The sequence below is a fragment of the Schaalia sp. JY-X159 genome (genome assembly GCF_014525425.1).
GTDB lineage: Bacteria > Actinomycetota > Actinomycetes > Actinomycetales > Actinomycetaceae > Scrofimicrobium.
The window spans coordinates 24,315-38,836 of sequence record NZ_JACEXI010000007.1; the positions used below are offsets into that span (position 1 = coordinate 24,315).

Sequence of the window (14,522 nt, forward strand, 5' to 3'; positions counted from 1 at the left end):
GTCAGGATTCCTTGACTGCGATCGTTTCAATTTCGTGTGCAAGGGACTCGAAGGCATCGGTGCACTTCTCAAGGATGAGGACGAGGTCCTTCAGCTTAATGATGGTCACAGGATCGAGCCCCGAATCAAAGAGGCTGGCAAGAGTGCGGCGGTAGACTTGGTCGCCCTGATTCTCAAGAATGTTGATTTCCAGCCAGAATGCCTTGAGGTTCTGGGGTTTCTTAAGCTTGGGCATAGCATCTGCCGTGAGCTTTGAACACTTACGCAAGACCGCGACTTGGCGTTCAATGAGGTCGTCAAAAGGAGTGGGGATCTCACCAATGTTGTAGAGAACGACCAAGTCTCCGGCCTCGTCCATCAGGTCGACGCAGTCGTCCAAGAGGTGGGCGACCTGGGACATGTCTTCACGATCGAATGGCGTCACGAAAGACTGGTTGATCTTCTGGATGAAGCTGTGATTGATCTCGTCAGCCTCATGCTCAATGTCATGTAAGCGGTCGCGCATCGTGGGGCGATCATCCGGATCTGCTGCAAGGATTTCCCGTAGAAGGGCAGAAGCGTCAACCAACTTCTCTCCTTGCTGCGCTAGAAGCGCAAAGAATGATGGACCGCGGTCCGATGTCAGTCCCATTTCAATCTCCGTTAACTGTTAATCAAGCAAATGTTCATGAACGACACCAGCCTATCTGCACAATTTCACCCCGGTGAACATGGTGTGAAATACGTCGGCCGAGATTTGCTCGCAGAGGTGTGAGTCAGGCCACCTGGGGGACTTAACGACCATGCATGTTTACCTTCTATTTGCAATAATGGATAGGCAGAATACGAGGGGCCTACCCGCCCCTAAGCGAAGCCCTTTTATAGGAGGCAAGCAACATATGTCCGTGACTGAACAGGATGTCCGTGCGGCCGCTCCGGCTAACACACCTGAAGATGTAATCGATTGGGTTACGAAGATCGCTGAGCTGACGAAGCCTGAGGCCGTTGAGTTCTCTGACGGCAGTGATGCTGAGTGGAAGCGACTGACCGACCTGATGGTTGAGAGTGGTACATTCACCCGTCTCAATGAAGAAAAGCGCCCCAACTCCTTCTTGGCACGTTCACTGCCTTCAGATGTGGCACGCGTTGAATCGCGTACCTTCATCTGCTCTGAGAAGGAAGAGGATGCAGGCCCTACCAACCACTGGGCAGACCCCAAGGAAATGAAGGCGATCCTCCACGACAAGTTCGACGGTTCCATGGCCGGTCGCACAATGTACGTGATCCCCTTCTCCATGGGTCCTGTGGGCGGCCCCATTTCACAGCTGGGCATCGAGATCACTGATTCGCCTTACGTTGTTACCAACATGCGCATCATGACCCGCATCGGCACCCCTGCAATGGATCTGATTGCTGAAGGTCAGGAATGGGTCCCGGCAGTTCACTCTGTGGGCGCACCGCTTGCTCCGGGCCAGGAAGATGTTCCGTGGCCCTGCAACGATGACAAGTACATCACCCACTTCCCTGAGACCAATGAGATTTGGTCTTACGGTTCGGGTTACGGCGGCAACGCCCTCCTCGGCAAGAAGTGCTACGCCCTGCGTATTGCTTCGACGATGGCCCGCGACAACGGCTGGATGGCCGAGCACATGCTGATTCTGGGCTTGACCCGCGAATCAGATGGTCGCAAGTTCTTCGTAACTGCAGCCTTCCCGTCGGCTTGTGGCAAGACGAACCTCGCCATGCTTGAGCCGACAATCCCCGGTTACAAGGTTGAGACAGTTGGTGACGACATCGCTTGGATGCGTCCCGGCCCAGATGGTCGTCTCTACGCCATCAACCCTGAAGCTGGCTTCTTCGGTGTCGCACCGGGTACGTCTTACGAGACCAACCCGATGGCAATGGAGTCCATGAAGGCAAACGCCATCTTCACGAACGTTGCACTGACCGATGATGGTGACGTGTGGTGGGAAGGTATGACGGACGAGGCTCCGGCGCACCTGATCGACTGGCACGGTAATGACTGGACGCCAGAATCGGATGCTCCATCGTCACACCCGAACAGCCGCTTCACCGCTCCCGCGTGGCAGTGCCCGATCATTTCTGATGACTGGGAAGCTCCGCAGGGTGTGCCGATTGATGCGATCCTCTTCGGTGGGCGTCGCGCGACCAACGTTCCGTTGGTGGCAGAGGCTTACGACCAGGATCACGGCGTTTACGTCGGTGCGACCGTAGCTTCCGAGGTCACCGCCGCCGCGACTGACGTCAAGGCTGGCTCGCTGCGTCACGATCCATTCGCCATGCTGCCCTTCTGTGGTTACAACATGGCCGATTACTGGGGCCACTGGGTAGAGATGGGTGAGAAGCTTGGTGACAAGTTCCCACAGGTCTACCAGGTCAACTGGTTCCGCAAGGACGACAACGGCAAGTTCATGTGGCCGGGCTATGGCGACAACGCTCGCGTTCTTGACTGGATCGTTCGTCGTTCCGCAGGTGAGGTCGACGCGATTGATGGTGTTACCGGTCGCTACCCGAAGTTCGAAGACTTCAACCTTGAGGGCTTGGATCTGACTGAGGACGACTGGAATGCTCTCTACGAGATCGATGCGGATGCTTGGACACTTGAAACCGATGACTCGGAGACCTACTTCGAGCAGTTCGGCGACAAGGTTCCGACGGCTGTTCGCGACCAGCTGACCAAGCTGCGTGAGCGTATTGCTGCCGCGAAGAACTAGGTAGTTTCCAAACTAGTCTGACTCGCTAAGAGTGGTGGGGCACCTGACTGAGGTCGGGTGCCCCATTCTTATGCCCGGGTGTCTTGCGATTCTGCCCGGGTGTCTTGCGATTCTGCCCGGGTGTCTTGCGATTCTGCCCGGGTGTCTTGCGATTCTGCCCGGGTGTCTTGCGATTCTGCCCGGGTGTCTTGCGATTCTGCCCGGGTGCCCTTTGCTGGCTCTTTGCAGAAGAGGCTGCGGGTATCCTTCTCGCCTCTACGACCGGTCACCGTTGCCGTCATTGCCCACCTCAAACCGCGAGATCGAGTAGTATCGACACATTACACTGTTATTGAACCCGAGACTGTCGATACTATTCGATCTCGCGGAGGCGGAGGAGGAGGAGGCGGAGGCGGGGGTGGGGGCGGGGTGGGTGCCGCTGGTGTAGGTGGGGCGGCCGCTGGTGTAGGTGGGGCGGCCGCGGGTGTAGGTGGGGTGGCCCAAGTGCAAGGCATCCGCGGGGTTGCCCAGCATTGCGGAGCCGCCTACGCCATGCGGAGCCCGATAGGCCCAGCGCGGCCAGGGATGACACCATTATGCAAGCCTAACTGGCTCCGTATGCCCTAACTGGCTCGCTACGCCCAACCGGGACCTCCTTCTGCCGCGTTCAGTCGCGTCTCGCGGTGTTCCCCCACAGCCTTCGCCGTCCCCCACAGCCTTCGCCGTTCCCTACGGCTTTCGGAGTGCCCCTCCACTTGCAAGGTTGTCGCTGTCACGTAGGGTTGCCGCTGTCACGTAGGGTTGCCGCGGTCACGTAAGGTGGCCTGTAAAGTTGCAGAACAGAGGCAACCTTACGTGATGGCGGCAACCTTAGGCTGGAGTCCTCCGATGAATGCCCTCTAGGAGGCCAGATCTTGCTAACTTCACTAACGTGGCAGGATTTTCCTGATATTTTGCCCAATGTCACGCCACATCGGTGAAGTTAGCAAGATCTAGACGCTCAGGACCAGTGGAAGAACTCATGCGGGACGATCTATCTGCACTGTGGGAAGCTTGAGGTGAGATGCAGACCGATCGTTGGGAATGAAATGGCAGAAGAAAGCTGGGGCCCTGGGAGTACAGAGGACGCTGGGGCCAGTGAGACTGCTGGTGCTGGTGGGGCCGATGGGGTTCTTAGTGTGGGTGGCCACTCTGGGACCAGTGAGACTGCTGGTGCTGGTGGGGCCGATGGGGCCCGTGAGGTTCCCGAGGGCGGCCGGGCGGATCGGACTCCCGAAGGTGGGCGAGCCCTCGAAGGCGACTCGTCTGGCGGGGGCCCCGTTGCACCCAGCCCGCACCTCACTGAAGCAGAGTTGGCCCGCAGCGGTGAGTTGCTCAACAAGATCCAGGCGCTTTACGGCGAGCGCGTAGTGGGCCAAGCCGACCTACGCCAGTCACTCCTAGCAGCCCTGATGGTCAGGGGACACGTTCTAATCGAATCTGTGCCTGGTCTGGCCAAAACCACTGCGGCCCAAACGTTGGCAAGTGCCGTATCCGGTTCCTTCCGCCGCATCCAATGCACCCCTGACCTGATGCCCTCTGACATTGTCGGCACCCAGATCTACAACCAACAAGAGGGCACCTTCATCACGCAGCTGGGCCCCGTCCACGCGAACTTTGTGTTGCTCGATGAGATCAACCGCTCCTCTGCCAAGACTCAGTCGGCAATGCTTGAAGCGATGCAAGAAGGACAGACCACGATCGGTGGGGAGAACCACCGCCTCCCCCAGCCCTTCATGGTGATGGCAACCCAGAATCCCATTGAAGAGGAAGGCACCTACGTTCTTCCTGAGGCGCAGATGGATCGCTTCCTCATGAAAGTCGTGATTTCTTACCCCAGCGCCAGTGAAGAAGCCCAAGTTCTAGAGATGATTGACGCTGGAGCCTTCAACAGGCCGAGTGTGGCAACCCCGATCTCTTTGGCCGAGCTAGAAGAGCTCCAGACCTACACGTCCCGGGCTTACGTCCATCCCGCGATCAAGGCCTACATCGTCGACGTCATCAACACTACGCGAGGTGGCGGCCCCAATCCGCTGCCCGGCCTCGACAAACACCTGCGGATGGGCGCGTCTCCCCGTGGGGGCATCGCCCTGATGAAAGTTGCCCAGGCACACGCACTGATGAGCGGACGCAACTATGTGGTCCCCGATGACGTCAAGGCTATGCGCCACTCTGTTCTTCGCCACCGACTAGTGCGGACTTGGGACGCCGTTGCCGACGGGGTTTCCGTGACAGGCCTTGTCGACGCGGCCTTCAACGTGGTTCCAGTTCCATAGATCCCATGTCGTCACCTCGCCTACAGGACTACTCCCGACTGGTTGCCTACCCGGTCCAGAAGAAGCTGCTCTCTCTTCTGGACGGGTACCACCGTGGTGAGGGAGCGGGCAGCAGCCACGAGTTTCTCGACATGGCGGAGTATAGATACGGCGACGATATTTCCGACATCGATTGGAAGGGGACAGCCCGCAGAGGTCAACCCGTGGTGAAGAGGTTTGAGTCAACCGCGGTCCTCTCCGTGATTGTAGCTTCCGACACCGGGTCATCCATGGCTGCTTTGGCCGAGGACGGAAACGCCAAGAATGTCGTTGCCGCAGAAATTGTGAGGGCCCTATCTTGGCTGGTGTCGGCGCACGGGGACCTACTCGGACTAGTTGCCGGGAACGCCAGTGGCGTCCGCTCCATGCCTGCTCGCGCCGGCGTGGGTCACGCGGAAACTCTGTTGAGGGTTGCAGCATCTGCCACGGTTTCTTCTGCGCCATCAGACCTGTCATCACTGTTGCGTCACGTCGAGTTGGGCAGGCGCCGATCCCTGGTTTTCGTCATTAGTGACGATAGCCAGATCAGTGATGTAACGGCCGCCCTCCTGCGGCGGCTCACATCGCGCCACCAAGTGGGGCTCTTCTTGATTGAAGACCTTGATCCCACACGCCCCGGCGGCGCAAAGTTGGATGCCAAAGCGCGTGCTAAGCAAGACCCCTCAGAGTTGGTGGACGTCACGGCAGGCCCGCTTCCCACATTTGTTGAAGGCAACCAGGTGATTGAAGCCCAGTGGAGGATGTTCCGTAAGATCCGCCGCCAAGAGGTCGACCGCAGACTGGAGGCGCTCCCGCTGACATATCGGCGTGTCGGTGGAATTGGGGACGTGTTGCCCGCACTGGTAGACGTTGTTGGAGGGGGGAATCGTGCAGCCTGAGCTTCGCGAACCCCTGGTCTACTCCAACTGGGTGTGGGTGCTGGGCGCGATCATCATCGTTGTTGCGGTCGTGTGGAGCGTGACGCTCCTGCTCGTCTACCGCGGCTCGAAGGTAGAGAAGCAGAGTTCCGTAAAGACCTTGGGTCAACTGCAACGCGGCCGCTACAACCGCCACATTGCGGAGGTACGAGAGGGGTTTGCAGGGGGTCAAATGACGGCAAGAGACGCCCATTTCGCGCTTGCCTCCCTGATTCGTGCCGCGGCAACGGAGAAGACCGGCCTCAATATAGAGTCCCAAACTTCACTGGAGGTCGCTCAGAACCTGCCGATGTGGCCGTTGCTGACGGAGGCATTGCAGTGGTGTGAGAATGAGACTTTCCCGCCCGAGGGCGCAACTGCGATGGTCCAGCGCGGGGCAGAGCTTGCGAGCGAGGTGGTGAACAGATGAAGTACCCCTGGCTGTTCGCCCTCGTCCTCTTTGTTTTCATACTGACAGCGGGGCTGGCCTGGTGGACTGCGCGAGGCCGAGGACGGGGTCCCGTCACCTGGGTCGCCAACACGGCTGCGATGCGCAGACTGCCCGCGTTCCAAAAGGAACGCTCGAGGTCGCGGTGGACTATGGCGGGTGCTACGGCTGCGCTTGCGGTAATGATCGGGGCCGTTTCCGTATCTGCTGGGCTGCCCGTCGAGCGCAGGGTTGAGCATCCCAAGTTGGCGAGCCGTGACATCGTTCTCTGCTTGGACGCATCCGGGTCTATGCTGCCGTACGACGGGCAGATCCTCCGCAGCTTCCAAGAAATGGTGGAGAGTTTCGAGGGCGAGCGACTGGCGCTGCAACTGTGGAGTGCGCAAACCATCACCCGTTTCCCCCTCACTGATGACTATGAGTTGGTCTCTTCGGTCTTAGGAGAGGCCGCAGGAGTCATCGATCGTGGCTACCTGGGTCCCGAAGGTGAGTACGTTCTGGTCACCCCGGAGCTTTCGTCCTACCTGGAGGGCATTGACGCTCCGGATGGCCAGGAGATCGCTTCCCTGGTGGGTGACGGGCTGGCCACCTGTGTTATGGGCTTTGACAATATGGATTCTGAGCGTTCGCGCACCATTTTGCTGGCTACAGATAACGAAGTGATGGGGGAGCAAATCTACACGCTCGCCGAAGCGGTTGAGGCGGCAACTAAGGCCGACATTGACATCATTGCTCTCTACCCTGCGGTTGGTGGTGTCTTGACTGCGGAGGGCGAGCAGCTCCGCAGCGTCGTTGAGGGCGCTGGTGGCGAGTTTTATGACGCGTCTGACCCGGGCGCAATCGCCCAGATCGTCGCAAAGATTGAGGCTGAGCAGCTCGCCGACTTGGAAGGCGAGATCAAGACAGTCGAGACGACTGTGCCCCGCACCGCCCTCGTATGGACCGCCTGGGGACTACTAGCTTTCCTAGCGTTAGCGGTGGTGAGGCGGTCATGACGTTTCAGCCGTTGCTCAGCCCAGTTGTTCTGGGACTGTTCCTTGTCGTCGGTCTAGCCTTGGTGACCTGGGCATTTGTTCGAGGACGGCGGAGCACCAGAGGCAGCCGCGGTCTACTCACTCTGCTCCGTAGGGGTGTGATGGTCCTGCTCCTTGGGCTGGCTTTTTCGGGACCCGCGATTGCAGTGGAGCAAGAAGATGTGGTCTCGAACGTTGAAATAATCTTTGCTGTTGATCGGACGGGATCAATGGCCGCCGAGGACGGTCCCGATGGTGCCCCAAGACTCGAGGCTGTCCGCAGGGACATCCGGACGTTGGTGGAGGCGTCCTCGTCCGCACGTTTTGCGGTGGTGACGTGGGATTCCTCAACGCGCGTTGAACTGCCTGTCACCACGGACAGCTCAGCTGTGGTCAACTTTGCGGACAATCTTCACCAGGAGGTTTCGGAGTTCTCCACAGGGTCGTCATTGGAGAGGCCGACAGCGGTTGTGCATGACCTTCTGCAAGGGGCGGCGGAAGCGCGCCCCCAGAACCTGCGCTACCTAGTGGTGTTCTCAGACGGGGAGGCAACCGATGGCATGATGCCGTCAGAGACGTCCGAGGCCGGTGCCTGGAGCGAAGTGTTTGACCTGGTTGATGGTGGAGCCGTCCTCGGGTATGGCACCGCGGAGGGCGGACCGATGCGGATCTACGGCGTGGGTGGCACAGGCGCGACGGATGAGTACATGACCGACGACGGTGGGCAGACCGCGATCTCTTCGATTGATGAGGCGTCCCTCCAAACACTCGCTAGCGAGTTGGGAATGCCCCTGCTGCTCAACCCAACGGAGGTGCAACTGCAGGCACTCGGAGGGGAGTTCATGGATGGTGCAAACACGGTGATTGAGGGTCGTCCCACCGTCTTTACCTACTCGTATCTGACGTGGATCCCGGCACTGGGACTTGCGCTTCTGGTTTGCTGGGAGATTGTCGTCTTCACCAGGGCCGCGGTGAGGTTACGGAGGACGCGTGCGCTATAGCGATTCCTACCGCCGCAAGCCGACTCCCGGAGCGGGTCAGCAGGGGAGCCCCGCGCCGCACTATGGGACATTCAACGGCTCCGCTCCAGAGGTGGGGCAACCGTTCGGTGCCATCACCCTGCCCGCGCCGCCTCCGAGCGTAAAAAACCGCCGCATCCTGCATTTACTGTGGTGGACACTCCCCTTAGCGATCGTCTTCCTGGTCGCGGGCACGGCGCTGATCGGGCTGTGGTTGTGGAGCTCCTCAACGAGTCACGCTGTGGAACGCGAAGATTGGTCTCAAGCCCGGGTTGCCTACGAGCAGCAAACTTCGGTGACAAGTCATTTCCCACAGACTTGGTTGGGTCAGTACAACCTGGGGACAGCCCTGGTCCACGAAGGTGATGTTGAAGGTGGATTGACCCTGCTCAAGGATGCGTTCGAGGGCGTCCCCAAAGCGACGGTTCAAGAGGACGGGAGCATCGGCGCCTTCTCATACGAGTGCTCTGTGAGATTCAACCTCTCAGCAGCGGTAGAGATGCAGGGTGATGCGGCAGTATCCGCCGGGGATGACTCGGGCGCCCTCGAACTTTACGAAACTGCTTTGGGATGGGTGGCGCCCTGCCAGGTGCAGGAACCAGCCGGGGATCCCTCGGAGGATGACTCTTCCGGCGGTGGCGAATCGGACGAGGGCAACCAGGGAGAGCAGAACCAACAGGTTGACCCGGAGATGGATGAGGCGACAGGCGAAGCGGGGGATAGGCTCCGCGAAAAGATCGGTGAACTCACGGCGGATGATGCGAGTGAGGGGCCAGGTGACGCAGAAGAGACTCCGGGTGAATCTTCGGATGGTTCGGGGCAGACAAACGAAGATACCGGAGAGACTCCGGAAGAGCGCGAGCGCCGTGAGGATTTGGAACAGAAGAATCAGGACCAAAGTGAGCGTCTGCGTGAGAGCCAGGAGTCACGCAACCGCGACCCTGGCACCGGCGGGTGGTGACCACGCGACTGAGTCCTACATCACGAGGGCTGCGTTGCATTATCTGGACGAACTGAGCGGATCGTGTGGCAAGGGCGTTTAATTGGCGTCGCCTGCGCATAGTGGGCCCGCTACCCGGCGGGAAATATGGAGAGGAATGAGTATGCATCCGCAAGTTGAACGGACACTCGAAGAAGTGCGTCGTCGTAACCCTGGCGAACCGGAGTTCCAGCAGGCAGTTGTCGAGGTGCTCAGCAGTATTTCCCTGGCGGTTGAGAGGGATCCTTCCCTGGCTGACCACTCGCTCCTTGAGCGCCTTGTCGAGCCAGAGCGACAAATCCTCTTCCGGGTTCCGTGGGTGGATGATTCGGGTACCGTGCAGGTCAACCGTGGATATCGCGTCGAGTTCAACTCGGCTCTGGGTCCCTACAAGGGAGGCTTGAGGTTTCACCAGTCGGTGAACCGTAACATCATCAAGTTCCTGGGGTTTGAGCAAATCTTTAAGAATGCCCTGACGGGGCAGAGCATAGGCGGCGGCAAAGGTGGGTCTGACTTCGATCCGCACGGTAAGTCAGACTGGGAAGTAATGAATTTCTGTCAGGCATTCATGACCGAACTTGCCCGGCACATTGGTGACAAGACGGACGTGCCAGCGGGAGATATTGGCGTGGGTGAGCGTGAAATTGGCTTCCTGTTTGGTCAGTACCGCAGGCTGAAGAACCGTTGGGAGACCGGTGTGATCACCGGCAAGGGCCTCGATTGGGGTGGCTCGCAGGCCCGCCGCGAGGCAACCGGATACGGCGTAGTTTTCTTTGCAAGGGACATGCTCCGCAACCGTGGGGATGATCTGGAGGGTCGCGTTGTCACCGTGTCAGGTTCTGGCAACGTTGCTATATACGCCATTGAGAAGGCTCTTCAGTTTGGCGCTAAGCCCGTGACTTTCTCAGACTCTTCCGGGTGGGTGTACGATCCCGAAGGCGTTGATATTGAGCTCCTTAAGGAAATCAAGGAGAAGCGCCGTGGGCGCGCTTCAGACTATGTGGCGGAGCGCCCCAGTGCCCAGTTCCACGCTGAGGGGCGACCCTGGTCAGTGCCCTGCGACATCGCTCTGCCCTGCGCCACTCAGAATGAGTTGAATGAGGAAGATGCGAAGCAGCTGGCAAGGAATGGCTGCGTGATCGTGGCCGAGGGCGCAAACATGCCTAGCACTCCCGAGGCAATCCACATTTTTGCCGACGCGGGTATCCTCTTCGCCCCTGGTAAAGCGGCGAATGCCGGCGGTGTTGCGGTCTCTTCTCTGGAGATGGAGCAGAATGCGGCACGCGCACGATGGACTTTCGGAGAGGTCGAAGGTCAGCTGGCCGTCATCATGAGCAACATTCACCGCAGTTGTCTTGAGACTGCAGAAGAGTATGGAAAGCCAGGGGACTACGTCGTCGGCGCTAACATTCGTGCGTTCCTGCGAGTTTCGGATGCGATGCACGCCCAGGGGGTCTTCTAGCCCAATGGCGCTGCGCCGAATTCGTGATGAGGACGGTACCGCTGCGTGGGACCGTTGGCTTACTGAAACAGCCAGCGGTCTGCGCCCGGATCGGGAGGCTACGGCGCTAGCCGTCCGCTACACGTTGCAGAAGATTGCTGATGTTGCCCCCGGGGCATCGGTCGAGGTCCGCGTGGTACCGTTCGGTGCCACACAGATCATTGCCGGCGCCACGCATCGTCGAGGTACACCACCAGCGGTCGTTGAGATGGGTGCGACCACGTGGTTGATGCTGGTCTCAGGGCTCCAGTCGTGGGCCGACGCCCTAGACTCAGGACGCGTGGATGCATCGGGGGCGAGAGCCGATCTAGGTGACCTGTTGCCGCTGTCAGGAACTAGCTAACTTCCTCGGAGCGGTTGCTTGGCTAGGCCTGGACGGAGTCCCCGTCTTGGGAATCAGGGTTCTTTGAGTCGATCAAATACTTCGCCGTCATTGTGTGGCCAACGTGCTGAAAGGCTGTCACTAGTACCGCGGAGATTGCCGCGTAAGCAAGTAGCTGGCCTAGGCGGCTTCCCTCATCTTCCGAGGGCGGTTTGTTGCCAGTGGTTGTCTCCCAAACAAATGCTGCTAGCTTTGGGGCCACGAATGAGGAAATGGCCATCGCGGCGATGCCTGCGATCCTTGCCTGGAGGTTCATCTATTCTCTACCTTCTATGCTGTGTGGACCACGCGCGACCCGGTGCGCGCCGTGGCGCTATCTCCTATCGTAAAGGGTAATCTCGAAGCGTGAATCATCAGAGCAGTGTTTCGAGGGCGATCATGCAGCGGAGGAGTTGGAAGCGGGCAGTAGCGACATTGCTGCTCGGAAGTAGCGTCGTTGCGCTCTCCGCGTGCACGGCAAGCCTTCCGACCAATGTTGCATTGACCTGGGGTGGCAGCGCGCAGAGCGGGGAGGTTGCGGAAGTAGTGACCATCGCAGTGCCGCAGGGTGAAGAGTGGTCGCTTGCGGGACTCGAAGCGCTGTCGGGCGTATCCGGTGTGGCCTATCGCCAGGTTGTTGTGGATGCCACGCTCTTGGGCGAGGTCGAGGGCGGTGCACCGCTGGCTTTAGTTGATGTCCTGGTTGGAAGTGACCCGCTGTGGCTTGAGAGCAGTGGCGTCAAGGGTGTCCTGACGGCAGATTCCATGCAGATCGAAGGCGGAGTGGATTCGGTACGTTACGGGCATGATGCGTCTTGCTTGCTAGCAAACCGCACGTGGTTCTCGGCCAACAATGTTGCGATGCCGAGTCAGTTGTCGGACCTCACCGCCGAGCAGCAGTACAGTGTTGCTGCGATATCTGACCCAGTCGCATCTCCCTCAGCACTGGCACTCCTGCCCCTTTGGAGTGTTGATTGGGAAGTGTTTGAGGGCTTCTCTACCGGTTCAGCAGGTGCGCAGTCCGGGGCACAGAGTGGGACGAACGAAGAAGCTGCCTCCGCGGACACAGCGCCCGGCATTGTGGGTTCCGCCCTCGTGCCGCTTCGGCATCCTAATAATCTTGGTACCGACACACAGTTCAAAGTGCTCCCAGATTCGTGTGTGCGGCGCGAGGTTAGTGCTGTTACTGTCGCAACAGCGGCCGATCGGGTTGCCCTTGCAGAGGACTTCATAGACCTGCTGACTTCTCCCCAAGGACAGCGGATCCTTGCAGAGTACGCCCTCGCATACCCTGTGGACACCTCCATCGCTATCACCGGTGCGGTGTCGTGGGCAGACATCCAGGCCGCCTATCCAGATGAGACGGTTCTGGAGGGGGTCAAGGAGTGGGTCGAGACCTTCTAGGTACCCTCGGCTCAGCCACCGAGTAAGGAGGGGTCGACAGAGCACTCCGCACCAACTCGCAGGGGGCTGATCGCTCCCGCGTCGCGAAGCTCTGCCAGTGTGGAAGTTACCCGGTTGTGGACGCGCCAGGGGTCGATGGTGTTCAGGTAGATCCGCGAACCGCCCTCGAACCCCGCCATGGTAGACACCCGCCATTTCAGCAGAATGCGCCACCGCATTGGGATGCTCACGGAGGGTGGGCGGTAGTACCACTCTTCGTTCGTTGGGATCTTTACGCCCGTCGCAGCGTGCACTGCGTGAAGCATGTCGGAGATGCCCCGTAGTTGCTCCGGGCTCGCTTCCCACGGATTGTAGGGTGCTCCGGTGGGCCACACGGCGACCGTCGGGTAGCGATGCCCGAATCCAGCGAGGGCGATCGCGTGGTCATTCTGAGCAATGACCAGTTTCCTTGTCGTTGCGACCCGGAGGATCTCCTGGTAAATGGCGGGGTTCTTCCGCAGCCGTTCCAGCTCGGATTGTGACTGGACTGATAACTGGTCGATCGCCACAAGTTGCTTGTGGAGGTGGTCAAAAGAGGCGCCAGCTGGCTTGAGCCAGTTCTGGAACGCGACTACGTAGCGAACAGCCGGGTCCAAGTGGTAGAGGTTGTCCATTGCCTTCACGGTGAGACGAATGTACTGTTCGTGCTCATCCGGCGTCAGGGTTCCGGACCCTGCCAGCTGGTCAGTTTGCGTTGCGCCGTAGGTGTAGTGGCGGCGGGGGATGACGAGGTCGTGTCCGCCGGAGAAAAACCCATTGGCTTGCTGGAGTTTGTCCGAATCACTCAGTGCGTCACATTCGTCTTCTGTCATGCCTGAGGCCAGCATACGGTCGTGAACCAGCCGCATCACGTGATCGTAGCCTGCACCCGAGGCCAGATATTCCGCCATTCGACGGTGCTGGGCTTCAGTCGGGACGTGTCCGTGATTGAGGTGCCAGTAGTTATAGGAGACGATTTCAAAGAGGTTGGGGATTCTCCGGAAATCTGCCACAGTATCGAAGAGCTGGTCCGCGCCTAGGTCACTGAGGTATTTCCACTGGCTGTCACCGACTCGGACCAAACGCTCCTTCTCCGGGGGTGTCTCAAGATAGCGCTTCTCACAAAACGGGCAGAATGCACCGTTTTGGTGGGGGTTGATCGCACGGGGTTCTGGCAACGCAGAGGGAATCGGTCGATCCCCTCTGCCTGGGACAGTCCAGACTTCAGTTCCTGAAAGAAGGTTGGTCTGCTTTACCGTGCCATCGGCCATACGAACAATGGCTTCATCGCGATACGTCGCCGGTAACGTCATCTCTCAACCCTAGCTCGAGTAGCCCGACATTGGGGGTTGGCTCGGGCCGTGCTATGCGTTTGCCGATTTGCCTTCCACCCAGCCGCGCGCCTGCTCCGAGAGGCTAGCAAGCATTCCCACAACCTCTTGGGCTTTGTTTGCGGGAACAAAGAAGTGGTCATGGTGAAACCCCGCTACCACGTTGCATGCAATGCCCCGCGAAGCGATTGTTTGCGAAATCGTGGCGGTCAAGCCCACAGCACCCAGATCAGTCACTGCACACGGTGTGATGCGCGCAAATAGTTTGTCGCTGGCCAAGCCGTATTCGAAGGCATCGGCTGCCTTGACGATCAGTGTTAGTCCCTCGGCCTCCCGAATCACTGCGAAAGGCTCTAGCCCGGGGGGAACCGTGTCGGTTGTTACGAACACGTAGTTGCCTTCAACCTGCGCGTCAAGCGCGGCAAGGGTTTCATCAAGTGAATGCAGTGACTCCATGGCAGGAAAGTCTAGTTCGACTGCCGCTGCCGCCTCGGGCCGTCTCACA

14 protein-coding genes are annotated in these 14,522 nt (G+C 59.3%); 10 read left to right on the forward strand and 4 right to left on the reverse strand.

Features of this window, described 5'->3' with window-relative positions; all coding sequences use genetic code 11:
* Position 1: 1 nt before the first annotated feature.
* Entirely contained in the window at positions 2 to 631 is a 630-nt protein-coding gene (locus IDL90_RS10400; protein ID WP_182141426.1) for a DUF47 domain-containing protein, read from the reverse strand.
* A 247-nt stretch (positions 632 to 878) separates the two neighbouring features.
* Between IDL90_RS10400 and IDL90_RS10405 the strand changes: the two genes are divergently transcribed.
* The 9 genes from IDL90_RS10405 to IDL90_RS10445 all read left to right on the forward strand — a co-directional run bounded on the left by IDL90_RS10405 (position 879) and on the right by IDL90_RS10445 (position 11,246).
* The gene (locus IDL90_RS10405) at positions 879 to 2,714 is read left to right on the forward strand and encodes a phosphoenolpyruvate carboxykinase (GTP) (RefSeq protein ID WP_187995279.1); all 1,836 of its coding nucleotides are present in this window, start codon (positions 879 to 881) and stop codon (positions 2,712 to 2,714) included.
* 1,067 nt (positions 2,715 to 3,781) lie between these two features.
* The gene (locus IDL90_RS10410; RefSeq protein ID WP_187995281.1) at positions 3,782 to 5,008 is read left to right on the forward strand and encodes a MoxR family ATPase; all 1,227 of its coding nucleotides are present in this window, start codon (positions 3,782 to 3,784) and stop codon (positions 5,006 to 5,008) included.
* Between the two features lie 5 nt (positions 5,009 to 5,013).
* The gene (locus IDL90_RS10415; RefSeq protein WP_187995283.1) at positions 5,014 to 5,925 is read left to right on the forward strand and encodes a DUF58 domain-containing protein; all 912 of its coding nucleotides are present in this window, start codon (positions 5,014 to 5,016) and stop codon (positions 5,923 to 5,925) included.
* Positions 5,915 to 6,373, forward strand: a complete 459-nt coding sequence (locus tag IDL90_RS10420) for a hypothetical protein (protein ID WP_182141422.1) — start codon at positions 5,915 to 5,917, stop codon at positions 6,371 to 6,373. The genes IDL90_RS10415 and IDL90_RS10420 overlap by 11 nt, the downstream gene beginning before the upstream one ends.
* Entirely contained in the window at positions 6,370 to 7,386 is a 1,017-nt protein-coding gene (locus IDL90_RS10425; protein ID WP_187995285.1) for a hypothetical protein, read from the forward strand. The genes IDL90_RS10420 and IDL90_RS10425 overlap by 4 nt, the downstream gene beginning before the upstream one ends.
* Positions 7,383 to 8,405, forward strand: a complete 1,023-nt coding sequence (locus IDL90_RS10430) for a VWA domain-containing protein (protein ID WP_187995287.1) — start codon at positions 7,383 to 7,385, stop codon at positions 8,403 to 8,405. The genes IDL90_RS10425 and IDL90_RS10430 overlap by 4 nt, the downstream gene beginning before the upstream one ends.
* The gene (locus tag IDL90_RS10435) at positions 8,395 to 9,384 is read left to right on the forward strand and encodes a tetratricopeptide repeat protein (protein WP_187995289.1); all 990 of its coding nucleotides are present in this window, start codon (positions 8,395 to 8,397) and stop codon (positions 9,382 to 9,384) included. The genes IDL90_RS10430 and IDL90_RS10435 overlap by 11 nt, the downstream gene beginning before the upstream one ends.
* A 142-nt stretch (positions 9,385 to 9,526) precedes the next feature.
* Positions 9,527 to 10,864 carry an NADP-specific glutamate dehydrogenase gene (gene gdhA / locus IDL90_RS10440; protein ID WP_187995291.1) on the forward strand — a complete coding sequence of 446 codons (1,338 nt, stop codon included), beginning with the start codon at positions 9,527 to 9,529 and terminating at the stop codon, positions 10,862 to 10,864.
* Between the two features lie 4 nt (positions 10,865 to 10,868).
* Entirely contained in the window at positions 10,869 to 11,246 is a 378-nt protein-coding gene (locus IDL90_RS10445; RefSeq protein WP_182141417.1) for a sterol carrier family protein, read from the forward strand.
* A 22-nt stretch (positions 11,247 to 11,268) separates the two neighbouring features.
* On the opposite strand, the gene IDL90_RS10450 is transcribed toward IDL90_RS10445, so the two are convergent.
* A complete protein-coding gene (locus IDL90_RS10450; protein ID WP_182141416.1) occupies positions 11,269 to 11,541 on the reverse strand; it encodes a DUF4235 domain-containing protein in 273 nt (90 codons plus the stop codon).
* Between the two features lie 89 nt (positions 11,542 to 11,630).
* Here IDL90_RS10450 and IDL90_RS10455 point away from each other — a divergent pair, with 89 nt between their 5' ends.
* Positions 11,631 to 12,668 carry a substrate-binding domain-containing protein gene (locus IDL90_RS10455; protein WP_187995293.1) on the forward strand — a complete coding sequence of 346 codons (1,038 nt, stop codon included), beginning with the start codon at positions 11,631 to 11,633 and terminating at the stop codon, positions 12,666 to 12,668.
* 11 nt (positions 12,669 to 12,679) lie between these two features.
* Here IDL90_RS10455 and IDL90_RS10460 read toward each other — a convergent pair whose 3' ends face one another.
* Positions 12,680 to 13,999 (reverse strand): DUF4921 family protein, encoded by a 1,320-nt coding sequence (locus IDL90_RS10460; RefSeq protein WP_187995295.1) that lies wholly within the window; start codon positions 13,997 to 13,999, stop codon positions 12,680 to 12,682.
* Between the two features lie 51 nt (positions 14,000 to 14,050).
* Positions 14,051 to 14,473 (reverse strand): ACT domain-containing protein, encoded by a 423-nt coding sequence (locus IDL90_RS10465; protein WP_187995297.1) that lies wholly within the window; start codon positions 14,471 to 14,473, stop codon positions 14,051 to 14,053.
* Between the last annotated feature and the right edge of the window lie 49 nt (positions 14,474 to 14,522).